The organism is Achromobacter sp. ACM05 (assembly GCF_019218915.1).
GTDB lineage: Bacteria > Pseudomonadota > Gammaproteobacteria > Burkholderiales > Burkholderiaceae_B > Achromobacter > Achromobacter animicus.
Window position 1 is genome coordinate 592,789 of record NZ_JAHUWQ010000003.1, and the last position, 22,849, is coordinate 615,637.

The following is a 22,849-nucleotide window of genomic DNA, read 5'->3' on the forward strand; positions in this document are numbered from 1 at the left end:
CAATGCCGCGGGCTGGCGGCAATTTCCGATTTCCAGGCAGGCGCGATGCGCCCCTGCACCCACCCATGACAGGAGTGAACACCATGACCGACCACGCGCAGCAGGGTTTTGCGACTCGCGCCATCCACCTGGGCTACGATCCGCTGGACGAACAGGGCGCGCTGTCGCCGCCGCTGTATCTGACGTCCACCTACACGCAGGACAGCATCGAGGCCTTCGACCGGATCCGGCTCGGCGAGGCCCAAGGCTATGTCTACGGCCGGACGCGGAATCCGACGCAGGCGCTGCTGGAAGAGCGGCTGGCATCGCTGGAAGGCGCCGAGGCTGGCGTGGTCACGGCGTCGGGCATGGCGGCCATTTCGGCCACCCTGTTCTCGCTGCTGCAAAGCGGGGACGAGATCGTGGTGGACCAGATCGTCTACGGCACGGCCTTCACGCTGTTCACGCAGGGGCTGTCCCGATTCGGCGTGCGCGCCGTATCCGCGGATTTCACCCAGCCGCAGTCCGTGGCCGCGGCCATCGGCCCCAATACCCGGGCGGTGTACTTCGAGACCCCCGCCAATCCGAACCTGCGCCTGGTGGACATTGCGGCCATCTCGGCCATCGCGCGTGGCAAGGGGTTGCTGACCATCGTCGACAACACCTTTGCCACGCCGGTGCTCCAGCGGCCGCTTGAACACGGTGCGGACATCGTGCTGCATTCGGCCACCAAGTACCTGGGCGGGCACGGCGACCTGCTGGCGGGCGCGGTGGTGGGCCGCAAGCAGCACATCGACGCCATCCGGCTGCAAGGCCTGCGGTATTTCACGGGCGCGACGCTGTCGCCGTTCACGGCGTTTCTGGTGCTGCGCGGGATCAAGACGCTGGAGCTGCGTGTGCAGCGCCACAGCGAATCCGCGCTGAGGGTGGCCAAGCTGCTGCGCGAGCATCCGGCGGTGGCCGACGTGTTCTATCCGGGCCTGTCCGGCACGGCGGGCGCCGACATTGCGCAGCGCCAGCAGGCGGCGGGCGGCGGGTTGGTGGCTTTTGAGCTGAAGGGTGGCCTTGCGGCGGGAAAGACGCTGCTGAACAGCCTGAAGCTGGCGCGCATCGCGGTCAGCCTGGGCGATCCCGAGACGCTGATCCAGCACCCGGCGTCGATGACGCATGCCAGCTACTCGGCCGAGGACCGCGAGCGCTACGGGCTGTCGGAAGGCCTGCTGCGGCTGTCGGTCGGGCTGGAAACGCCGGCGGACATTCTGGCGGATCTCAAGCAGGGGCTGGATCGCGTGTAGCCGGGCCGGGCATCGGCTCTGCCGTCGAGGGGAGCAATCAGCGAGACGCAAAAGGGCGGCAAACACGACGTCGAGGGGGCGGCGATCAGGGCGGCGATGACGGCGGTTCCTCGGAAACGTCGCGCCGCCATGCCACCCATTCGCCTTCGCCTTCGTAATGGCGCAGCCCGCGCGCGGCGGTCGCCAGTCCCGCCCGCAGCACGTCCATGTCGAGTCCCGGCATGTTGTGAAGCAGGGCGGGCGGCAGGTCGTTGATATCGAGCACGCGCTCGTCGAACTCCATCCGCATCAGCCCGCCGTCTTCGTTGGCCACGCGAACGAACCACAGGCTTTCCATGTAGTCGCCAAACCAGGGATCCGGATAGATCGCCTGGGTGAACGCGAAGCCGAACTCATGCACGTCGCGCCAGGGCCAGAACTGCTGCAGCCCCATGGCGCGCGCCAGTTCGCCCGACCGCGTGAGGCCGGCGTCGTCAAAGCGCACGATTTCCTGCAAGGGATCTTCGGCCGCTGGCGGACCGGCAAACCATCGCTTGATGCGTGACCACATGGCGTCGCGAATGAGGGGATGAGGGACGTGCAGTGTAATGGGGCCGGGTTCGTGAAAAAATGTTACAACCGTTGATCCCCATCAATCCCTCGTGCCGTGGCGCACGTTAGGGTTTGACGTTTGCGCAGCAAGGACAGGACCAATGACCGACAAGACATCGCCAGCCCCCGATCAAGACGCCCCGCCGGCGCCCGCCAAGCGGTCCAGCAGCGGCCAAGGCGCCGCCAAGCGTACGGCAAGCACGCGCCGCGCGCCCGTCACGCGCGCCGCCAAGGGTGTAGCGAAGCCGGCCGGCGTTGCAGGGGCAGCCATCGACCCCGCCGTTGAACCGGCCCTTGAATTGCGCAAGCGCGTGGCCGCGCGGCAGGACGCGGCGCGGCAGGAGACCGCGGCGGTGCTGGCCGATATCGCCAGCCGCTACACCATCGGCAATCCGGGCGAGGCGCACGCGGCGCTGCGCACCGTCATCGACGCGCTGTCGCCCGACGACGCGCAGGCGGTGCATCGTGCGCTGCTGGAGGCCAACCGTCAGACCCCGGGCGCGCGCCGCAATCCCGACGACGAGCTGGCGGGAGATTGGCGCGAGGGCGTCTACCCGTATCGTCACCGCATGCTGCGGCGCAATTACGAAAAGCAGAAGTACAAGCTGCAGGTCGAACTGCTGAAGCTGCAGGCGTGGGTCAAGGCCACCGGCCAGCGCGTCGTGATCCTGTTCGAGGGGCGCGACGCCGCGGGCAAGGGCGGCACGATCAAGCGCATGATGGAACACCTGAATCCGCGCGGCGCGCGCGTGGTCGCACTGGAAAAGCCGTCCGATACCGAAAAGGGCCAGTGGTACTTCCAGCGTTACGTGCAACACCTGCCGACCGCCGGCGAGATCGTCATGTTCGATCGCTCCTGGTACAACCGCGCCGGCGTCGAACGCGTGATGGGCTTTTGCTCGCAGGACGAATACCTGGCGTTCCTGCGCCAGACGCCAGATTTCGAGCGCCATCTGGTCAGCAGCGGCATCACGCTGATCAAGCTGTGGTTTTCGGTCAGCCAGGAAGAACAGCGCAGCCGCTTCCAGCAACGCAAGGTGCATCCGCTCAAGCAATGGAAGCTGAGCCCGGTCGATCTGGCGTCGCTGGACAAGTGGGACGACTACACGCGCGCCAAGGAAGCCATGTTTGCCCACACCGACACCGCCGACGCGCCGTGGATCGTGGTCAAGTCCGACTGCAAGAAGCGCGCCCGTCTGAACGCCATGCGTTATGTGCTGAGCCGCCTGCCTTACGAGGGCAAGAGCGACGACCCGCATATGGCGATCGACTCGCTGATCGTGGGCCGGGCGCTGTAAGGCTTCAGCCGCCCAGCGCAGCCAGGTTCAATACGTGGCTGCGTCCGATCCACACCGCGCAGTCGCGGTGGTCGCGCAGCGAATGGCCGGTGTTCGGGTGCATGAAAACATCCAGCGCGCCGTGGTTCAGCGTAAGCCACGTTGCGATCTCGGCCAGGTGCTGCGGGTCAAAGGCAATCTGGTAGCTCCATTGCGGATGCGGGCCCACGGGGCGCTCATGGAAGCGCCCCATGTCCATCTTGCCGTCAAACGTCGCGACAATCCGTTCGCGCAGGGCGAACGCGGTGTCGCGGCTTGCCGCGTCGAAGTACACATGGGCATGCCAGCTCGCGACGTCCGTCACGGAAATTTCCATTGTTCTGTCCTGATACCTGATACGGTTCAGCCGCCCGCGCGCTTGGCGCGGTGGCCCTGCTTCGTCAGCGCCTCGAGGATGCGGTCGCAGTGGTCGCCCTGCACCTCGATCACGCCGTCCTTGACGGTGCCGCCCGAACCGCACGCGGTCCGCAGCTGCTTGCCCAGCGCGTTCAAGGCGTCGGGCGCCAGCGCCAGTCCGCGCACCAGCGTCACGCTCTTGCCGCCGCGCCCCTTGGTTTCACGCGAGACGCGCGCCACGCCGTCACCTGCCGGGACTTTCGCGGCCGCCGCCTTGCATTGACATTGCGCGACGGGCTCACGGCATTGCGGGCACATGCGCCCGGTTTCGGTGGAATAGACCAGCCCGCCGGTTGCGGCGCGCTTCATCAGGATTTGCCCCGTATCTGGTCGATGAGACGGCGGTCACGCTTGGTGGGGCGCCCCGCTTCGATGCCCAGTGCCGGCTCCGGCGCGAGTCGGCGCATTTCGGCGGCGCGTTCGCGGGCGGCCACGCTTTCGGGCGTCTCTTCGTACAGTTGGCGCGCAACCGGGGCAGGCCCGCGCACGCCGCTGACGGCCACGACGCGCACCTGCACGGCGGGGTCTTCCTTGCGTACCGTGATCACGTCGCCCGCGCCGACCTCGCGCGCGGGCTTGGCGGGCTGTCCGTTCACGAACACGCGGCCCTTGCCGATTTCATCCGAAGCCAGGCTGCGCGTCTTGTAGAAGCGCGCCGCCCAAAGCCATTTGTCGAGCCGGATCTTGTCCATCCTGCGGGTTCCTGCGGTAAAGCTGGTCAAGGCGTCATGATAGCGCCGCCCGGAGACCGGAAGCGCCGGCGGGCATGGCATGCACCCGCGCGCGCGTCGCCAACCGTTGCCGCAATGGCGACCGCGCAGGGCAAAAAAAAGCGGCGCCCCGAAGAGCGCCGCAAACCGGCTACGCGGTGTCCGGGCCGTGGGGCCCGGCAGTACTCAATCCAGCTTCAATCCAGCTTCCTTCACGACGCGCTGCCACTTCTCGATTTCGGCGCGGCGGAACGTGTCCAGTTCGGCGGGCGTGGAGCCGATGGGCTCGGCGCCGATGCCGGCAAGCTGCTCGGCAATCGTAGGATCCTTCAGCACCTTGGCCAGCGCCTGCGAGACCTGCTCGACGATGGCGGGCGGCGTGCCGGCCGGGGCGAACACGGCGTTCCATTCGTAGGTCTCGTAGCCCGGCACGCCCGACTCGGCGATGGTGGGCAATTCGGGCGCGGTCTTGGAGCGTTCCAGCCCGCCAACGGCCACGGCGCGCAGCTTGCCGTTCTTCACGTGCTGCCAGGCCGAGCCCATGCTTGCGAACATGACGGGGACCTGGCCCGACATCACGTCGATCATGGCCGGGCCGCCGCCCTTGTACGCGACGTGCTGCAACTGCGTCTTGGCAAGCAGGTTGAACAGTTCACCCGCCAGGTGCTGGGCGGAGCCGGGGCCGGCCGACGCGAAGTACACCGGCTCCTTGGCATCGGGCTGACCGAGCCTGATCAGGTCGCCGACCGACTTCACTTCATACGACGGCGTCACGACCAGCACGTTCGGCACGCGCAGCAGCAGCGACACGGGCGCGAAGGCCGACAGCGTGTCGAACTGCATCTTGCTGTGCAGCGCGGGGTTCTGCGCGTGGTTGGAAGCGTCCAGCATCAGCGTGTAGCCGTCGGGCTGGGCCTTGGCGACGACCGCGCCGCCGATCATGCCGCCGGCGCCGCCGCGGTTTTCAATGACGACGGGCTGGCCGAGTTCAGCCGCGAGCTTCGGGCCGATCAGGCGGGCGACCACGTCCACGGTGCCGCCGGGCGGGTAGGTCACGACCAGCGTGACGGCGCGTTCGGGGTAGGCGGCGTGCGCGGCGCCAGCGGCGCCAGCCAGCAGGCCGGCGGCGGCGAACAGCGCGCTACGGTGCGCCAGGCGTTTGAACAGAGGGGTCATGGAGTGTCTCCTTGGAATTGGAATAGCCGCAACGGCGTGTCGGCGAGTACGGTGCGCCGTTGCGCGGGGTCGTCGATCCAGGCGTCCAGCCACTGCGTCGCGGCGGGATAGGACGCCAGGTGGCGATGTTCGGTATGGGGCCAGTCGCTGCCCCACATCAGGCGTTCAGGGGTGTAGGCGTCCAGCAATTGCTGCGTGGCCAGACGGCCGGCCGCGGCGCAGGCCGGCGCCGCCCAGTTTCGGTACGGCGCGGCCAGCTTGACCCAGATCCGGCCGCTGTCCGCCTGGCGCAGCAGGTATTGGAAGCCTGCGTCCAGGACGCCGAGCGCGGGATCCGGGCGGCCGAAATGGTCGACCACGATGCGGCAGCCGGCCGCCAGCAAGGCCGGCAACACGCCGTCCAGGCGCGCGGCTTGCAAGTGCACTTCAACGTGCCAGTTCAGGGCATTGACGCGGGCCAGCAGCACCTGCCACGCCAGCGTCTGCAGCGCGGGCGTGTCCAGGCCGAAAAGGTTCAGACGGATGCCGACCACGCCGGCGTCGGCCAGGGCCTGCAGTTCGGATTCGCTGGCATCCTGCGCCACGACGGCCACGCCGCGCAGGCGGGCGGGGGCGGCACGCAGCGCCTCGACCAGATGGCTGTTGTCCGTGCCCAGGAAACTGGGCTGCACCAGGACGCCGTGGGTCAAGCCGTGCGCGTCCAGCAGCCCCAGGTACTCGGCCAGCGTGGCGTCGTAGTCGGGCGTGTGACGGCGCGTGTTGGCCAAGGCGAGGCCTTGGTGAAACACGTGGGCGTGGGTGTCGACGGCGGCGCCTGGAATCGGCGAGGGCAAAGCGGTCTCCTCATGCGGCCCGCCGCTCTCTCGGAACGGCGACGCGCTATGTAGTGTTCTGTAAGTCGGGATTCTAGGAAGTCGGGGTATAGTTTTCCATTCTGGAAAGGCGCATTAAATATATTGGAACGATATGGAAACCCGGCATCTGCGGTACTTCCTGGCAGTGGTTGACCACGGCAGCGTGAGCCGCGCCTCGGACTGGCTGGGCATCGCGCAGCCGGCGCTGAGCCAGGCGTTGACGCGCATGGAGAAAGACCTGGGCGTGCGCCTGTTCGAGCGGTCGCGACAGGGCACGACGCCCACGCCCGCCGCGCAGGCCATCCTGGAGGACGTGCGCGCCAGCGTCGCCCGCATTGACGCGGCGGCCCGGCGCGCCAGGGAGATCGGGCGGGGCAGCGCGGGCCAGTTGACGGTCGGGCTGGTGTCCTCGGCGCTCTTTGACACCTTGCCCCGCGCGCTGCGACAGATGCGCATGCAGGCGCCCGGCGTGCGCATCATCCTGCGTGAAATGAGCAATGCCCAACAGGCCGAGGCTTTGCAGACCGGCGACATCGACATCGGCCTGATGCACACGCCCGTCGCCGTCGGCGGCCGCATGCGAGAGCGCCAGTTGTTGCGCGACCGGCTGGTGGCCGCCGTGCCCGACGAATTCGAGGTCGATGCCGACGGCCAGGTGTCGATGGCCCAGATCGCGCAGGCCGGCCTGGTGATGTACCCGCAGACGCAACTGCCGGCATTTTATGCGGCCATCCTGGATGCCATGCGCAAGGGCGGCCACGATGCGCACGTGAACCAGGAGGCCAGCCTCACGCTGACGGTGCTGTCGTGCGTGGCGGGCGGTTGCGGCGTGGCCTTGCTGCCCAGCTGGATCCGGTCCATGGGATTTCGAGGCGTCCGCTTTTGCGAGGTGCGCGATGGCGAGCGTCTCCCCAGCTTCGACTTGAGCGCGATCTGGCCGGCGCGCAGCGTGCCGACGCTGGCGGATCTGTTCGCCAATCTGGATCTCAGATCCGAATAAGAGCGTCACGTCTTTCAACGGCCCTTCAACGTCCTTCAATCAGGCTTAAGCGAGGCTTAAAACCGCGTTTTTGCCGGAACTGCCGTCGATCCCGCCGTCTAACCAGGAACTTCTTTGCGAGGTTCCGGGCTCATGGATCTGAATTGGCAGCAGCAACTCGCGGAAAGCGCCCTGTGGCTCGTGCGCGCATTCGGCATCTCCGCCGTCGCGCTGGCGCTCGTCACGCTCGTCCTGACGCGCACCACCGTCTGGGGCCGCAAATTCTGGCGGCTGGCCTGGCCGTATCTCACGCCGCGCCGCAGTTGGCGTCCGATGCTGACGCTGGCGCTGCTGCTGTTCCTGGCGATGTTCGCAGTGCGCATGACGGTGCTGTTTTCGTTTTGGTACAACGGGTTCTACAGCGCCCTGCAGGCGCTGGATCAGGCCGTCTTCTGGCACTTTCTGGGCATTTTCGCCGTGCTCGCCACGGTGCATGTGGTGCGCAGCCTGGCCGACAGCTATGTGGGGCAGGCCTTCGACATCCATTGGCGCGTCTGGCTGAATGATCGGCTGACGCGCGACTGGCTGGGCGCGGGCGCCTACTACCGCGGACACTTCCTGGCCGAACCCGTCGATAACCCCGACCAGCGGATCGAGCAGGACATCGCGCAGTTCGTGACGGGCTCGCGCACGCTGGCCATCGGCGCGCTGAGCGCGATCGTGTCGCTGGTGGCCTTCACGTCGATCCTGTGGGGGTTGTCGGGTCCGTTGACGCTCGGCGGCGTTGAAATCCCGCGCGCCATGGTGTTCGTGGTGTACCTGTACGTCATCGTCGCCACGTGGCTGGCCTTCAAGATCGGGCGTCCGCTCATCAAGCTGAACTTCCTGTCCGAGCGTCTGACCGCCAACTTCCGTTATGCGCTGGTGCGCCTGCGCGAGAACGCCGAGAACGTCGCGTTCTACCAGGGCGAGGAAGTCGAGCGCGCGACCCTGTGGACCCGCTTCACGTCCTACATCGCCAATCTCTGGCAGCGCGTGTACCGGGGCTTGAAGTTCGACGGCTTCAACCTGTCGGTCAGCCAGATCGCGGTGGTGTTTCCGTTCATCCTGCAGGCGCCGCGTTTCTTCAGCGGGGCAATCAAACTGGGCGATGTCATGCAGACGTCGCAGGCGTTCGGGCAGGTCCAGGAATCGCTGTCGTTCTTTCGCAGTTCGTACGACACGTTCGCGCAGTACCGCGCCACGCTGGATCGTCTGAACGGATTCCTGGACGCCAACGAGGCCGCGCGCGCGCTGCCGCAGGTGCAGACGCAAGCCCTGCCGGATGGGCTGCAGATCGAAGGCCTGAACGTGTCGCGCCCGGATGGCGCGCGTCTTCTGGAAAACCTGAACCTGCGCTTGCATCCCGGTCAGGCCCTGCTGATCAAGGGGCCGTCGGGTAGCGGCAAGACGACCTTGCTGCGCGCGCTGGCGGGCCTGTGGCCGTATGCCAGCGGCGAGGTGCGGCGGCCGCAAGGCGAGTCCGCGTTGTTCCTGTCGCAGCGGCCTTATCTGCCGCTGGGCGACCTGCGCGGCGCGGTGGCGTATCCGGGACTGGCGCAGCCGGCCGACGACGCGCGTCTGGCCGACGCGCTCAGGCAGGTCAACCTGGGGCATCTGGCCAGCCGGCTCGACGAGGTGCACGACTGGTCGCGCGTGTTGTCGCTGGGCGAGCAGCAGCGCATCGCGTTTGCACGCGTGCTGTACAACCGGCCGGCGCTGGTGTTTCTGGACGAGGCCACCTCGGCCACGGACGAAGGACTGGAACACATGCTGTACAGCCTGCTGCGCGACGCGTTGCCGGACAGCATGCTGGTCAGCGTGGGCCATCGCAGCACGCTGGATGCTTTCCATACGCAGCGGCTGGATCTGGATGGAACGGGCCGTTGGAAGGTCGGCCCGATGCCGGCGTCGCGCCACGGCGAGGCGCTGCGCAGAGCGGCGGCCTGACGGACTGCGCTGCACATGCAAAAGACCGCACGCAGCGGCCTTTTGCACGTCTTGCCGAAAATCAGGTGCCCACGCGCAGCGGTCCGGTCAGCTTGCGCAACGCGGCAATCACGCTTTGCGCGGTAATGCGGCCGGTCTTGGGATTGGCGGAGGGAATGTTCTGGATTTCCACCGAGAACGAGGCGGAATCCGACACGACCTCGACGCGATGCACGTTGCGTTCGAGTGAGGGATCTGCCCAGATTTCCAGCGTGGTGCGGTCCGGGCCGATGCCCGCCAGCGACACGCTGACGGCCACGTTGAGGTTGGCCGGAAAGCCCACGGCGGCCTCGCGCGGCGAGCCGCGGAAGATCAGGCGCGGTTCGGTGATGCCTTCGATGTCGATGTTGTTTTCGGTAAGGTAGGGCGCGCCGAGCAGGCCGCGCACCGGTTTGCGGGTGATCATCGTGACCGAGTGGATGACGCCTTCCGCGGCGGCGGTGATGGCGTCCAGCCCAAGAATGGCGCCCGACGGCACGATGACCTGGCCACCATGCTGGCCCGCGATGCCGATCAGGTCTTCGTGACGCAGCAAAGCGCCCGAACTGAGCACCACCATCTTCTTGCCGGCACGCAGCACGGGTTCGGCGATGTCGCGGAACACGGCAGCGGGCGCGCATTCCACCACCACATCGCAGTGCTCGGCAAGCCCGCCGATGGTGGTGAACGTGGGCGCGCCGTTCTTCCAGTCGAGGGCGGGCGGGGCGTTGGGATCGCGCACCGCGACGGCGGCGAGGGTCAGGCCGGGCAGGCCCGCATCCAGGGATTGCGCCACGGCCTGGCCGATGGCGCCGAAGCCGGCGATGCCGACGCGGAAGCTGTTCATGGGTATCCGGAGTGTTGGGCCAACGGCGGGACCGCGGGCGGTTCGAAAATGCGGCGCAAAAGCCTTGCCGCAAGACTGCCGGCCACTGTAGCCAGGGCATCGCGACGCGTCAATGCGGGATGCCCGCAAGGCTCGCGAGACGTGTGCGCAGGGCCGTGGGTCACGTCGCCCGCAACGCGCCACATGTTGCCGGCGCGGTGACGCTGCGAGGGCATCTACGACAGCGCGAATTCCTCGCCGTCGTAGTGGCTGGCAATCTCGATCTCGCCGGACGCCAGGCGCCCAGACCAGGCGTCCAGCTCGCGCCGCTCGTAGGCGGTGACGTCTGCGCCAAGCACGAGCCGCAACGAGGCCGCAGCCTCCAGGCCAAAACGCGTGATGCGTCCCACGGCCAGCGCGCCCGCGGCGTGGTCCGCGGCCGCGCGCTCCACGCACAGGCCGGAGTCCGCCAGCGCCGATGCCAGATAGACCTCCGGATCGCGGGCCACCCAATCCAGCACGTTGCCGATCTGCCAGATGCCGGCCTCGCGGCAGGCGCGCGTGACGCCGTCGCGGCCGCCATCCATCATCGCGAACAGCACGCGGGCGCGTTGTGCGGCGAGCGCACGTGTCCAGGCCTCACCCAGGTCGGGGTCGTGCTGATTGCCGCAAAAACCCGTAAGCGGATCCCGGCCCGTCACGCGGCGCACGCCGTCGGCAAAGGCGGCGCGGCCCTTCAGACCGGGCCGGACGCGCTCGCCGGAGAGGTGTGCGGGGCGGCCATCCGCGGGGCGGCCATCCGCAGGGCGTCCCCCCGCGACCAGGCCGCCCGCGCCATCTCCCTCCGCCCGCAAGCCGGCCAGAATCCCGGCAAGAAACGCGGAATGCTCCTGCAGAATCTCATAGCTCGCGACGTTGGCCGCCGTATGACTGCCTTGTGTGATCGCGAACTGCGTGCGCGGAAAATGCGGCGCCACCTCGGCCACGGGCACGTCGCCCTGGCCGCCGTGCACGATCACCAGATCCGGGTTGCCGTTGCACAACTGCGCAAGGCGCTCGGCACGCGCGGCCGGATCAGTGGCCGCGATCCATTCCTCGTGCAGCGCATGGCCCGCACGCGCCGCGCGCTCGGCGCCCTGCAATGCCGCCTCGTTGAAGCCGCCCCGGCCGGGAAAGCCGAACAGCACGAGCAGACGGCGGGCGCTCACAGGCTGGCTCCCGTCGCGCGCACGACCGGCCCCCAGCTATCGGCCTGCCGGCGCACGAAATCGGTGAACTCCGCCGGCGTCTTCTGCGCCAGCACGAAGCCCTGGCCCTCGAGCTTGGCCCGAATGTCCGGATTGTCCAGCACGGATCCGACCTCCGCGTGCAGCCGCACGGCCACCGCGTCTGGCAGGCCCGCGGGGGCGGAGAGCCCGATGAAGTTCTCCGCGACCAGGCCCGGATAGCCCAGTTCGCCCACCGAAGCGATGCTGGGCGCCTGCGGCACGCGCTCCTGCGTGGTGACGGCCAACAGACGCAGTTGCCCTGAACGCAGGAAGGGCAGGTTCTGCGGCAGGGCATCCACCGCCACGCGGATCTGTCCGCCCAGCAGATCGTTGCGCATGGCGCCGGAGCCCTTGTACGGGATGTGCTGCAGCGGCGCGCCCGTCTGCCGCGAATACAGCTCGCCCACGATCTGCCCCACGGACGCCAGCCCGCCGCTTCCGTATTGCACCGGCTGGTCCTGCGCCTTGATCCAGGCGGTCAGCTCGGCAAGGCTGGACACCGGCACGGACGGGTGCACGACAAACACCGTGGGCACCGCGCCCAGGTAGGCAATATGGCGGAAGCTCGCCAGCGCGTCGTAACCGCCCTGCGGCATCAGCGCCGGCGAGATCGACAGGGGCGCCGAGTTCGACATCAGCAACGTGTAGCCGTCGGCGGGCGACTGTGCGACAAGGTTTGCGCCGATGGTCGAGCCCGCGCCCGGCTTGTTTTCGATGACGATGGACTGACCCAGCCGTTCGGCCAGCACGGGCGCAATGATGCGCGCGGCGATGTCGCTCGCGCCACCGGGCGGAAACGTGACGACAAGACGGATGGGACGCGCGGGCCAGTCTGACGCGCGCGCCAGGCGAGGCCGAGCCAGCGGCAGCGCCAGCGTGCTGGCAAGCAGGAATTTGCGTCGGGAGATCGGCATGGCGAAAGCTTCTGTCGTGCGGCCGCATGGCGGCAAAGGCGCACACTGTAAGAAGCGGGGCGGCGGCTGACAAAGAACTTGTAGCCGTTTGCTTATGCCGTCCTGGTAGCCGAAGCGATAGCAGGCGTGAAGCCTGTCGCCACCGTTGCCGATGCACGTTCCGCGATGGACGCGGCGCGTGCATCGGCGATCCGGGTAAGAACGATCAACTGCCCTTGTGCGTGCTCGCCATGTAGTCGATCGTCAGGTTCGACAGCGCGCGCACGCCGTTGATGAGCCCCGACTCGTCAACGTGAAAGCGCGGCGAATGGTTCGGTGCGGCCTTGTCGACATCCGTTCCCTTGGGCGTTACGCCCAGGTAGAAGAACATGCCGGGCACCTTCTCCTGATAGAACGAAAAGTCCTCGGACGCCGTCGACTTGGGTTGCAAGCCATAGTTGCCTTCGCCCGCCACGCGCCGCAGCGTGGGACCCATCTGCTCGGCCAGCGCCGGCGGATTGACGGTGGCGTTGTAAAGCTCGACGACTCGCACGTCCGCCTTGGCGCCCGCGCTTTGCGCGATCATGTCCGCGGTGCGTGCGATGCGTTGATGGATGTCCTTCTTCATGCCTTCGTCGTATGTCCGGATGGTGCCGATCATCGCAACGCTGTCGGGCACGATGTTCATGCGGTTGCCGCCGTGGATGGCGCCCACCGTGATCACCGCCGGTTCCAGCATGCTGTTGATCTGTCGGCTGGGAATGGTCTGCAAACCCAGGATGATCTGCGAGCTGACCACGATCGGGTCGATGCCGGACCACGGGCGCGCGCCGTGCGTCTGCTTGCCGGTCACGTCGATCCAGAACTGGTCGGCGGCGGCCATTGCGGGACCTGCGCGCCATGCCAGCCAGCCGGCCGGGTAAGCGCTGGACACGTGCAGACCGAAGATCGCGTCGACCTTGGGATTGTCCAGCACGCCTTCCTGCACCATCATCTTCGCGCCCCAGACCTTCGTGCCGTCGGGCTCGAAGTCCGCGGGGCTTTCCTCGGCGGGCTGGAAGATGAACTTGACCGTGCCGCGCAGCTCGTCCTTCATGCCGGCCAGCACTTCGGCGGCCGCCATCAGGATCGCCGTGTGCGCATCGTGGCCGCACGCGTGCATGACGTCGACTTCCTTGCCGAGGTACGTGCCCTTGGCCTTGGACGCGAACGGCACGTCTACCTGTTCTTTGACGGGCAGGGCGTCCATGTCCGCGCGCAGCGCCACCACGGGCCCCGGCTTGCCGCCCTTGAGGACCGCGACCACGCCGGTGCCCGCAACGCCGGTCTTCACGTCCATGCCCAGCGCGCGCAGATGATCGGCGACCAGTTTGGACGTGCGGTGTTCCTGGTTGCCGAGCTCCGGATGCTGATGGATGTCGCGGCGCCACGCGATAAGCTTGTCTTCGATGGCCTTGGCGCGTTCGTCAATCTGCGCGGCCAGCGCGGGGTTGGCGGCGGGTTGCACCGTGCCTTGCGTGCCGGGCGCGCCTTGCGCGGCCGCCGGGCCGGAAAAGATCAGGTGGGCGGCCAGCGCCAAGGGCGCCAGACGGAACAGGGAATTGCGTTGCGGCATGCTCTCCTCCTCATGGTAGTTAACTTGTTATTGACAAGGATCTTACCCGAGGGCCCCAGCGCAAGGGGTCCTGTTTCCAGTACTTACGTTGCGCGGAATTTACCTCGCGCCGGCGCTACTGCAGCTTGATGCCCAGCTCCTTGATCAGCGGTCCCATCTCGGCGCGATCGGCCTCGATGGTGGCCGCCAGTTCCTCGGGCGAACTGCCGATCGGAATCATGCCCAGCGTTTCCATCTGCGCTTTCATCGCAGGGTCTTTCAGGATGTCGGTCACCGCCTTCTGGATCTGCGCGACGCGGTCCTTCGGGATGCCCGCCGGTCCCATCAGGCCGATCCACGGCTGCGGCGCGTAGTCCAGTCCCGACTCCTTCAACGTGGGCGTGTCGGGCAGGCCGCCAAAGCGTTGCGGACTGGTGATTGCCAACGCCCGCAGCCGTCCGCTGTCGATCAGGCCTTTCGAGCTGGACGGGGCGTCCAGGCCCACGTCGAGCTGCCCGCCGATCAGGTCATTCTGCGTTTTTCCCGACGAGGATGACGGCACGTACAGCGCCTTGATGCCGGCGCGCCGCGCCGTCTGTTCCCAGACCAGGTGAAACGCGGTGCCGATCGAGAACGAGCCCACGCTCAAGTTTCGCGTCTTGCTTTCGCGCACGAAGTCTTCCCAGGTCTTGAGGGGACTGTCCTTGGGCACGATGAAGATGAACGGCGTGCGCGCTACCAGCGAGATGGGCTGCAAGTCCTTTTGCGTGTCGAACGGCAGGCTGTCCACCGCAAACGGCACGATGGTCACCGACGACGCGACGACCATGCCGAGCGTGTAGCCGTCTGGCGCGGACTTGACCAGTGCGCCGGTGCTGATGATGCCCGAGGCGCCCGGCTTGTTTTCCACGACCACGGGCTGGCCCCAGGCCGCGCCGAGTTTGCTGGCGAGGACGCGCAGCATGACGTCGACCGGACCGCCGGGCGGATTGGACACGATGATCTTGACCGGCTTGTCGGGATAGGCGGCGGTGGCGGCAAGCGGCAGGGCAAGTGCCAGCGCCAGGAAGGTTTGCTTGAACATGGAATTCCCCTTGTGTTGTTGGTATGCGGGACGCGGCGGCAAGGCCGGCGCCTGTCGTGTGGCGTAGCGGGCTCAGGCCAGGATCTGCATGTGTGGCGCTTGCGGCCAATCCGGCGCATCGCCGCGGATGAACGCCAGCCATGCGGTCTGCGTCTGGCGCGCCAGTTGCTCGCCCTGCGCGGCAGGTAGTCCCGCCAGCATCGGAGCATCGGCAAATGCCTGCAGCGTGTCGAACACGAACGGCAATTCAATGCAGTGGCAGGCGCCGAAGCGGTCCGTCGGCGCGAGGTCAAAGCGCGCCAGCCAGGCGCTGCGGCCTTGGGCCACGGCCTGCCGGGCCCAAAGCCGGGAGGGCGCGCCGAACACGGCGTCGCCCATCTCCTGGCTGGCTGCGTCGGTGCCGTGGTCCGGGAACGCGGCCATTTCGTCGCGCGTGTAGCAGACCAGTACGTCCGCGCGGCCCGCGGCGGTAAGGAGCGCGGGTGTGATTTCTTGCGGTAGCACCTGGCCGTCCAGCACCGGTGAGAACAGGCTGCGACTGCTGCCTTCGGCCCGCAGGGCCTGCACGACCTCGGGCGCCTGCTGCGCCGCCAGCAACGCGGACACCGGCAGCTCGCGCGCCGCCGAAAGCGAGTCGGCGCCGGCCGCGCGCAGAAAGACCTGACCCAGCGCGTCGGCCTGCTGCGCGCTGCGAAAGCCGCGGCCCAGCGCAGCGCTCTGCAGGATGGCGCGGGAGAAGCACGGCTGGCGCGCCAGCATGGCGCAGATCGACGAGGCGCCTGCCGATTGGCCCATGACTGTGATGCGCGCCGGATCGCCGCCCAGATCCTGGATGTGGTCCAGCACCCAGTCGATCGCCAGTTCCTGATCCAGCAAGCCGACGTTGGCCGTTTGCCCGGGCACGTACAGCCAGCCCAGCGCGGCCAGCCGGTAGTTGACGGCCACGACCACTATGTCGCCGCGTTCGGCCAGGCGGGCGCCGTCGTACCAGTCCAGCGCGCCGCCGCCGCTTTGCCAGGCGCCGCCGTGCAGCCACACGACGACGGGGCGGCGCTTGCCGTCCGCGGCCGGCGTCCAGACCGTCAGGTGCAGGCAGTCTTCGGATTGTTCGGCGTCGAAATCGCCCATGGCGCCGCGCAGGCGCGAGGGCAACTGCGGCGGGACGGGGCCGGTACCCGTAGCGTCGAATTCGCCGCGAATGTCCGCCGGTTGCGGCGATGCAAAGCGCAGTTCGCCCACGGGCGCCTGCGCATACGGAATGGCGCCATAGCGGCACACGCCGCCGTCGCGCACGCCTACCAGCGTGCCAGTGCGCAGCGCCGCCTTCACGCGTTCACTCATATTCCTGCCCCTTGTATCGTTGTTCATCGTCCAGCGGCGGCAATCTGTGCTGCCGCCGGACTAATGGTAGGGAGGAAAGTGCCGCGCCGGGCATTCCGGTTTTGAACATAGCCATGCGAAACACGCATGGCTGGATGGGAGCTGTCCGGACCGTGGCGACCCGGATCCCGCTACCGGAACTCCCGCTATTTGGCGATGCGTGCGTCCAGGCTGTTGTCCGCCAGCGCCTGCGCCTGCTCGCGCGTCATGCTCAGGTGTTCGTGGAGCGCGTGGAAATTTTCGGTGACATAGCCGCCGAAGTAGGCGGGATCGTCGGAGTTGACCGTGACCTTCACCCCGGCATCCAGCAGCGACAGGATGTTGTGCTCGCGCATGTGATCAAACACGCGCAGCCGGGTGTTGGACAGCGGACAGACGGTCAGCGGAATCTGCTCGTCGATCAGGCGCGCGATCAATTTGGGATCTTCGGCGGCGCGCACGCCGTGGTCGATACGCAGCACCTTCAGCAGGTCCAGCGCCTCCCAGATGTATTCGGGCGGGCCTTCCTCGCCCGCATGCGCCACGGCCGGCAGGCCTTCGGCGCGCGCACGGTCGAACACCCGCTGGAAGAGGCGCGGCGGAAAGCCTTGTTCGCTGCTGTCCAGGCCCACGGCGATGAAGGCGTCGCGATACGGCAATGCCTGCTCCAGCGTACGCATGGCCTGTTCTTCGGGCAGGTGGCGCAGAAAGCTGAGGATCAGCCCGCTGGTCACGCCCAGTTGCTTGCGGCCGTCAGCCAGCGCCTGGCTGATGCCGTTCAGCACGGTTTCGAACGGCACGCCGCGGTCGGTGTGGGTCTGCGGATCGAAGAAGGGTTCGGTATGCACCACGTTCTGCTCGTGGCATTTGAGCAGGTAGGCCCACGTCAGGTCGTAGAAGTCCTGCTCGGTGCGCAGGACGTCCGCGCCCATGTAGTACAGGTCCAGGAATTCCTGCAGGTTGTTGTAGTTGTAGGCGCCGCGCAGGGCGTCGATATCGGGCCAGGGCAGCGCCACGCCGTTGCGCTGCGCCAGCTTGAAGAGCAGCTCGGGTTCGAGCGTGCCCTCCAGATGCAGGTGCAATTCCGCCTTGGGCAATGCGTTGAGCCAGTCGTACATGGGTGCTCCGGTATGAATGAGGTGCGTGTTCGGGATGCGGCGCGCGGTTCATGCGGCCAGCGCGATGCCATCGGCCTGGATGGTGCGTTCGAGCTGGGCGGCGAAGGCGCGCGCCTGACGGGTGCTGGGGCGGTCGCGGCGCCAGATGGCGGCAAGGGGCGACCTGCGCAGGGCGGGACGGGCCGGCAGCACGGCGAGTTCGCTGCGCGCCTGCCGGACGGCTGCGACGCTGCCGGGCAGCATCCACAGGTAGTGTCCGTCCACGAGTAATTCGCGGCCGAATTCCAGCGACAGGACGCCGATCATATCCGGAATCGCCAGACCGGCCTGGCGCAGGGACAATTCCAGCTCGCCGCGGATGCGGCTGCCGGGCAGGGCGGTGATCCACGGATAGGCCACGTAATCGGCCAGCGTGGCCTGCGGCAGGCGCGTCAGCGGATGGTGCGTGGCGCAGGCCAGCACCACCGGATCCTCCAGCAGGGTGGTCGACCGGTAGATCTCCGGATTCACGGTGGACGAGAAGCGGCTGATCAACACGTCCAGCGCGCCGGCGTCCAGGTCCTCGATCAGCCGTTCGTGCGTGCCGATCTCAATGGTGAGCGTGATGCGCGGATGCGCCTCGCGGTAGTCGCGCGCGGCCTGCGCCACCGGCCAGCCCGCAAACATGGAAAAGCAGCCCACGGTCAGGCTGCCTTCTTCACCGCGCGAGACGGCGGCCAGGTCGACCTCGGCCTTGCGAAAACCGGTCAGCAACTGCCGCGCGTGGCGGCACATGGCGTCGCCCAGCGGCGTGCAGGTCGTGCCCTTTGCCGTGCGCTCGAACAGCCGCGCACCCACCAGCTCCTCGATCTCGGCGATCGCGCGGGACAGGCCCGATTGCGTGCTGTGCAACTGCGCCGCCGCCTTGGACAGGTTGCCCAATTCGGAGACGGTCAGCACGATCTCCAGGTGCCGGATGCGAAGTTTGCCTCGGAACGGTGTCATGGCGCAGGGGAGCGGAAGCGATTTGCCGATTATTCTCCCGTGCCGGGCGCTTGGCAACGCAGTGCGGGATTCGGGATATAGTTCGACGCCTGCATGGGCTTCGGCTTGCAACGGGAGAGCGGCATTGACTTTGAAGGAGCGGGGCGGCTGGTGTGCCGCGCAATGCGTCACCCAGCGTGAAGGCTGGCCCAACGCTAAACGCGCCGGCGTCCTCGCAACGATCACCTTGCTGGCCGCGGCGCTGGCCGGCTGCACCGCGTCGCGCGTGGACGAGGTCGCCGTGAGGTGGTCGTCCTTCAAAGACAACACGCAAGTTCTGTTGCCGTCGGATCCGGCGCAATGTCCCGACCTGACCGGCACTTATCGCGCCCAGGGCGAACGCCGCGCGGGCGATGCCGACGCTGTCCTGCTCGAAGACCTGCGTGGATTTTTGCTTTACCCCTTGGACCTGCCGGGCATGCGCGATGCGCCGCTTCCGGCGTGGAAGCCGTCATCCCGCTCGACCGTTTCGTTCGTGGCTGAGGCGCGCGGTTGGCAGATCGAGACGCGTGATGGGCAAGGTGCGCACGAGGCCGCGCTACTTGCCGTCCACGACGACGGCGCCAGCTCCATGGCCTCGGGCGGCGAGCCCATGCGCCCCGGCAACACGATCTGGCGCGCTGCCGGTTGCACGCAGGGCCGGCTATGGATCAGCGTGCGGCATGACTGGCGCCAGCATGAATCCATGGGGGTGCGGCGTCATGTTGCCGTTCTGCGCAAGGACGCGGGCGGGCTGCTGCTGACGGTGCAACGCGAGTCCGACAGCATTGGAATGCTGCTGCCTTGGTACACCAATCGCGGCGATTTGTTCCAATACTGGTTTGCGCCCGCCACCAACAATCCCTGAATTCCGCGGGCGCGAGCCTGCCTTCACCGAGACCGAGAAAAACATGACCGCCAAACGGCTTTTCACCTGGACCTTCTTTTTTGCGCTATTCGTGGTGCTGGTCGCGATGTTCTGGCGCCAGCTGTTCATACAAACCCCGCCGTCGCTGCGCGAGCTGGGCGGCACCATCGAGGGCGGCAACGCCCACATCTATGGCGAATCGCCGCGCCAGGACGGCATGGCCGAACGGGCGATGCTGGCCGCCGCGCAACGCGGCGAGCCGGGCGCCCAATACATGCAGGGCCTCGTCATGGAGCACTTCGACATGAAGGAAGCGCTGCGCTGGTACGAGGCCGCCGCGGCCCAGGGTTATGAACTGGCGGTGCAGCGCCTGGCGCAATTGCGCGACGCGCCGCAGGCTGCGCAATAACGGCACGCAAACAACGCCGCGCAATGGCCCCGCGCCAGTAATGCCGCTCACGCCTCGTCGCGCAATGGCAGACCTGCCTTGAACGCACCCGCATCCCACGCCCGCTTCGTGACCGGCCCGCTCGGCGGGCACGTGCTCGAGATGATCCTGACCGGCTGGGCCAGCATGCTGGCCGTCTTCGCCGTGGAGTTCCTGTCGCTGCTTTACCTGGGCACGCTCGAGGACGAAGCCGTATTGGGCGCGGTGGGCTTCGGGTCCATGACGCAATTCACCATCACGTCCGTCTGCATCGGCGTCACGGTGGGCGGCGCGGCGCTGGTCTCGCGTGCGCTTGGCGCCCAGGACGCCGGCCGGGCGCGCACGCTTGCGGGCGCGTCGCTGATCCTGATGGCCGCCGCCGCGGTGGCGGCGGGCGCGGTGTTTCTGGCGGCGATCGGCCCGTTCACCGCCGCCATTGGCCTGGCCGAAGACGTGCGCGACCATTTGCTGTCGTATGTCCTCATCACCACGCCGTTCGCGGTGGTCATGGGTATCGGAATGATGCTGTCGAATCTGCTGCGCGCGGCCGGCCAGGGGCGGCAGTCGATGTGGGTGCTGCTGTCCGGCACCGGCACGGTCGCCGTGCTCGACCCCATCGTCATCTTCGTGCTGGACGGCGGCATGGAGGGCATTGCCTGGGCCGGCGGGGTGGGGCGCGTCGCCACCGTGGTGCTGGGCGCCTGGCTGGTGTTCGGCAAGCACCGGCTGGTGACCTGGCCGCCCGCGCGGGAACTACGAGAGCACCTGGGCGCCATCGGCAATATCGCCTTGCCTGCGGCGCTGACCACCCTGGCCACGCCGGCGGCGGTCATCTTTACCGTCTCTACCTATTCCAGCTTCGGTCCGAGCGTGCTGGCGGGCGCCACGGTGGTCGACCGGCTGCTGCAACTGGCCTATTCGCTGTTCTTCGTGCTGCCCGGCGCCATCGGCCCGATCCTCGGGCAGAACCTGGGGGCCGGCCACTGGGACCGCGTGAAGGCCACCGTGGCGCTTACGACGCGCTGGGCGTTGCTGTATGGGTTCTCGGCGGCTGTCGCGCTGGCGGTGCTGGCGCCGTGGATGCCGGATGTCTTCCGGGTCACGGGGCCCGGGCGCGACCTGATCGTCTTCTTCTGCCGCGTCGGCAGCTTTGCGTGGGCGCTGAACAGCCTGTTCTTCGTCGCGATCTCGGTGTTCAACAACCTGGGATACGCCACGTATTCCACCGCTATCGGCTGGCTGCGCGCCACGGTGGGCACCATACCCTTCGTGTGGCTGGGCGCGCACCTGGGCGGGCCCGAGGGCGTGATGCTGGGGCAGATGGGCGGCTTTGCGATTTTCAGCCTGATTGCGATGTGGCTGTGCCGGCGCGTGCTGCGCGCGCCACCGGCGGGATTCCAGCACGGCGCGGCGGCCTAGCAGGGGGGGCGCGTTCGATTTCGGCGGCTGGTCGCGGTACGATCCCGGCTGACTTCGATTTTTCAGGAAAGCCATGCGCCAGAGTTTCTCCCGTCCTCGAATCGACAGCCTTTCCCGCGTGCTGCTGGCCGCGGCACTGACCGCCGCTGCCGCCAACGCCGCGCAGGCGCAGTCGCCCGGATCGGCCACAGGATCGCGTGTCCAGACGCCCGCGCCGGAACAGCAACAGCCCGTGCTCAAACCCAAACGCAGCTTTGACGACACGCCGGCGCCGGCCGCGCATGCCGCGCCCGCTGCGGCACCCGCCGCTTCTGTGGCCCCCGCCGCCGCGCCGGCTGCGTCAGCCGCGCCGGCTGCGTCTGCCGCGCCTGCTGCTGCCGCTGCTCCGGCTGCACCTGCTGCGTCTGCCGCGCCCGCCGCCGCCGCCGCGCCGACCGTCATCGTCCCGACCGAGCTCGACACCAAGGCCTGCATCGACAAGCTGCGCAAGGGCGCCACGGCCAACGGCCTGACCGTCGCCGACTGGGACAAGTACACGGCCAACGCCACGCTGCTGCCCACGACCGTCGCGTCGGCCAAGGGCCAGCCCGAGGGCCGCGAAAGCTGGTGGGACTACATCGCCAAGACGGTCGACGACGAGCGCGTGCAGGACGGCAAGGCCGTGCTCTCCAAATACGGCAAGGAGCTTGGCGCCATCAGCCAGCAGTACCAGGTTGATCCCGCCACGCTGGTCGCCATCTTCGGCATCGAAACCAACTACGGCCGCCAGGTCGGCAAGACCGATGTCCTCAATGCCTGGCTGACGCGCGCCTGCACCGAGAACAAGCCGCTTTGGGAAAAGAACGCGTACGCGTCCGTGCGCCTCTTGCGCGACGGCACCGTGCCCGCCGACAAGTTCGTCGGATCCTGGAGCGGCGCGTTCGGCATGACCCAATTCATTCCGACTTCGTTCTACGAACTGGCTGCCGACGGCGATGGCGACGGCCGCATCGACCTCTATAACTCGCTGCCCGACGCGCTGGCCTCCACGGCAAACCATCTGCGCAAGCGCCGCGCCCAGTGGACGCATGGGTTGCCCGCCGTCGTGGAAGTGCGCGTGCCGGCCGAGCTGGCCGCCGCGATCCCGCCCGAGCCCGACGCCGAGTACGTGGGATCCAAGGACCGCCGCACTATCGCCCAATGGGCGCAGGCCGGCGTCAAGCAAGGAGACGGCTCGGTGTTGAAGCTGCCTTCGGGCAATGACCAGCAGGCGTACCTGTTTGCGCCGACCGGAGCGCGCGGACCGGTGTTCCTGGCCACGGTCAATTTCGACGCCATCCTGCACTACAACCAGTCGCGCCGCTATGGCCTGGCCGTGTCGCTGCTGCTGAACCGCCTGCAAGGCGGCCCGGCGCTGGTGACCGCGTGGCCGACGGACGATCCCGGCCTGTCGCGCGCGCAGATCAAGCAACTGCAGAAGCAGCTTTATGGCCGCGGCCATGACATCGGGGTGGCCGACGGCATCCCGGGCGGCAAGACGCGCGATGCCGTGCGGGCGGAGCAGGCGCGCCTGAACCTGCCGCAGGACGGCCGGGTGGGCAAGCGTATCCTGGACGCGCTGGTGGCGGAGCAGCCCGCCGCCATGCGTGCGTATCCCGAGCAATAAGCGAGGCGCCGATGGCGCAGCG

General features: G+C 67.8%; 22 protein-coding genes. 8 read left to right on the forward strand and 14 right to left on the reverse strand.

Features of this window, described 5'->3' with window-relative positions; genetic code table 11:
* Positions 1 to 83 precede the first annotated feature (83 nt).
* Entirely contained in the window at positions 84 to 1,274 is a 1,191-nt protein-coding gene (locus KW836_RS21185) for a PLP-dependent aspartate aminotransferase family protein (protein WP_218344668.1), read from the forward strand.
* A gap of 85 nt (positions 1,275 to 1,359) precedes the next feature.
* On the opposite strand, the gene KW836_RS21190 is transcribed toward KW836_RS21185, so the two are convergent.
* Complete coding sequence (locus KW836_RS21190) at positions 1,360 to 1,824, reverse strand: hypothetical protein (protein ID WP_218344669.1); 465 nt, start codon at positions 1,822 to 1,824, stop codon at positions 1,360 to 1,362.
* A 142-nt stretch (positions 1,825 to 1,966) separates the two neighbouring features.
* Here KW836_RS21190 and ppk2 point away from each other — a divergent pair, with 142 nt between their 5' ends.
* Positions 1,967 to 3,163, forward strand: coding sequence for a polyphosphate kinase 2 (ppk2, locus tag KW836_RS21195; RefSeq protein WP_218344670.1), 1,197 nt, complete (start codon positions 1,967 to 1,969; stop codon positions 3,161 to 3,163).
* 4 nt (positions 3,164 to 3,167) lie between these two features.
* Here the strand turns inward: ppk2 and KW836_RS21200 are convergent, their stop codons facing one another.
* From KW836_RS21200 to KW836_RS21220, 5 genes are all read right to left on the reverse strand, one after another.
* Entirely contained in the window at positions 3,168 to 3,518 is a 351-nt protein-coding gene (locus KW836_RS21200; RefSeq protein WP_175123578.1) for a DOPA 4,5-dioxygenase family protein, read from the reverse strand.
* A gap of 26 nt (positions 3,519 to 3,544) precedes the next feature.
* Positions 3,545 to 3,907: a translation initiation factor Sui1 gene (locus tag KW836_RS21205; RefSeq protein ID WP_218344671.1), complete on the reverse strand. Its 363-nt coding sequence runs from the start codon at positions 3,905 to 3,907 to the stop codon at positions 3,545 to 3,547.
* On the reverse strand, positions 3,907 to 4,290 hold the full coding sequence (locus tag KW836_RS21210; protein WP_175123576.1) for an RNA-binding S4 domain-containing protein: 384 nt from the start codon (positions 4,288 to 4,290) through the stop codon (positions 3,907 to 3,909). The genes KW836_RS21205 and KW836_RS21210 overlap by 1 nt, the downstream gene beginning before the upstream one ends.
* A gap of 204 nt (positions 4,291 to 4,494) precedes the next feature.
* Positions 4,495 to 5,484 carry a tripartite tricarboxylate transporter substrate binding protein gene (locus KW836_RS21215; protein ID WP_218344672.1) on the reverse strand — a complete coding sequence of 330 codons (990 nt, stop codon included), beginning with the start codon at positions 5,482 to 5,484 and terminating at the stop codon, positions 4,495 to 4,497.
* The gene (locus KW836_RS21220) at positions 5,481 to 6,317 is read right to left on the reverse strand and encodes an amidohydrolase (RefSeq protein ID WP_218344673.1); all 837 of its coding nucleotides are present in this window, start codon (positions 6,315 to 6,317) and stop codon (positions 5,481 to 5,483) included. The genes KW836_RS21215 and KW836_RS21220 overlap by 4 nt, the downstream gene beginning before the upstream one ends.
* Positions 6,318 to 6,450: 133 nt before the next feature.
* Between KW836_RS21220 and KW836_RS21225 the strand changes: the two genes are divergently transcribed.
* Together KW836_RS21225 and KW836_RS21230 are read left to right on the forward strand one after the other, a co-directional pair.
* Positions 6,451 to 7,338 (forward strand): LysR family transcriptional regulator, encoded by an 888-nt coding sequence (locus KW836_RS21225; RefSeq protein ID WP_218344674.1) that lies wholly within the window; start codon positions 6,451 to 6,453, stop codon positions 7,336 to 7,338.
* A gap of 132 nt (positions 7,339 to 7,470) precedes the next feature.
* On the forward strand, positions 7,471 to 9,306 hold the full coding sequence (locus KW836_RS21230) for an ABC transporter ATP-binding protein/permease (RefSeq protein WP_218344675.1): 1,836 nt from the start codon (positions 7,471 to 7,473) through the stop codon (positions 9,304 to 9,306).
* Positions 9,307 to 9,367: 61 nt separating this feature from the next.
* Here KW836_RS21230 and KW836_RS21235 read toward each other — a convergent pair whose 3' ends face one another.
* The 8 genes from KW836_RS21235 to KW836_RS21270 all read right to left on the reverse strand — a co-directional run bounded on the left by KW836_RS21235 (position 9,368) and on the right by KW836_RS21270 (position 18,450).
* The gene (locus KW836_RS21235; RefSeq protein ID WP_218344676.1) at positions 9,368 to 10,171 is read right to left on the reverse strand and encodes an aspartate dehydrogenase; all 804 of its coding nucleotides are present in this window, start codon (positions 10,169 to 10,171) and stop codon (positions 9,368 to 9,370) included.
* A 215-nt stretch (positions 10,172 to 10,386) separates the two neighbouring features.
* On the reverse strand, positions 10,387 to 11,358 hold the full coding sequence (locus KW836_RS21240; RefSeq protein ID WP_218344677.1) for a BMP family ABC transporter substrate-binding protein: 972 nt from the start codon (positions 11,356 to 11,358) through the stop codon (positions 10,387 to 10,389).
* Positions 11,355 to 12,332, reverse strand: a complete 978-nt coding sequence (locus KW836_RS21245; RefSeq protein WP_218344678.1) for a tripartite tricarboxylate transporter substrate binding protein — start codon at positions 12,330 to 12,332, stop codon at positions 11,355 to 11,357. Before KW836_RS21245 ends, KW836_RS21240 begins: the two co-directional genes overlap by 4 nt.
* Before the next feature lie 205 nt (positions 12,333 to 12,537).
* On the reverse strand, positions 12,538 to 13,926 hold the full coding sequence (locus KW836_RS21250) for an amidohydrolase (RefSeq protein ID WP_218344679.1): 1,389 nt from the start codon (positions 13,924 to 13,926) through the stop codon (positions 12,538 to 12,540).
* A 115-nt stretch (positions 13,927 to 14,041) separates the two neighbouring features.
* Positions 14,042 to 14,989: a tripartite tricarboxylate transporter substrate binding protein gene (locus tag KW836_RS21255; RefSeq protein ID WP_175123567.1), complete on the reverse strand. Its 948-nt coding sequence runs from the start codon at positions 14,987 to 14,989 to the stop codon at positions 14,042 to 14,044.
* Between the two features lie 72 nt (positions 14,990 to 15,061).
* Positions 15,062 to 16,330, reverse strand: a complete 1,269-nt coding sequence (locus tag KW836_RS21260) for a carboxylesterase/lipase family protein (protein WP_218344680.1) — start codon at positions 16,328 to 16,330, stop codon at positions 15,062 to 15,064.
* A gap of 185 nt (positions 16,331 to 16,515) precedes the next feature.
* Positions 16,516 to 17,466 carry an adenosine deaminase gene (locus KW836_RS21265; RefSeq protein ID WP_218344681.1) on the reverse strand — a complete coding sequence of 317 codons (951 nt, stop codon included), beginning with the start codon at positions 17,464 to 17,466 and terminating at the stop codon, positions 16,516 to 16,518.
* Between the two features lie 48 nt (positions 17,467 to 17,514).
* Positions 17,515 to 18,450, reverse strand: coding sequence for a LysR family transcriptional regulator (locus KW836_RS21270; RefSeq protein ID WP_218344682.1), 936 nt, complete (start codon positions 18,448 to 18,450; stop codon positions 17,515 to 17,517).
* A gap of 124 nt (positions 18,451 to 18,574) precedes the next feature.
* On the opposite strand from KW836_RS21270, the gene KW836_RS21275 reads away from it, so the two are divergent.
* The 4 genes from KW836_RS21275 (at position 18,575) to KW836_RS21290 (ending at position 22,827) form a co-directional block, all read left to right on the forward strand.
* Entirely contained in the window at positions 18,575 to 19,336 is a 762-nt protein-coding gene (locus tag KW836_RS21275; RefSeq protein ID WP_255596034.1) for a hypothetical protein, read from the forward strand.
* 43 nt (positions 19,337 to 19,379) lie between these two features.
* Positions 19,380 to 19,745, forward strand: coding sequence for a sel1 repeat family protein (locus KW836_RS21280; RefSeq protein ID WP_175138143.1), 366 nt, complete (start codon positions 19,380 to 19,382; stop codon positions 19,743 to 19,745).
* 78 nt (positions 19,746 to 19,823) lie between these two features.
* The gene (locus tag KW836_RS21285; protein ID WP_218344683.1) at positions 19,824 to 21,182 is read left to right on the forward strand and encodes an MATE family efflux transporter; all 1,359 of its coding nucleotides are present in this window, start codon (positions 19,824 to 19,826) and stop codon (positions 21,180 to 21,182) included.
* 73 nt (positions 21,183 to 21,255) lie between these two features.
* Positions 21,256 to 22,827 carry a lytic murein transglycosylase gene (locus tag KW836_RS21290; RefSeq protein ID WP_218344684.1) on the forward strand — a complete coding sequence of 524 codons (1,572 nt, stop codon included), beginning with the start codon at positions 21,256 to 21,258 and terminating at the stop codon, positions 22,825 to 22,827.
* Positions 22,828 to 22,849 lie beyond the last annotated feature (22 nt).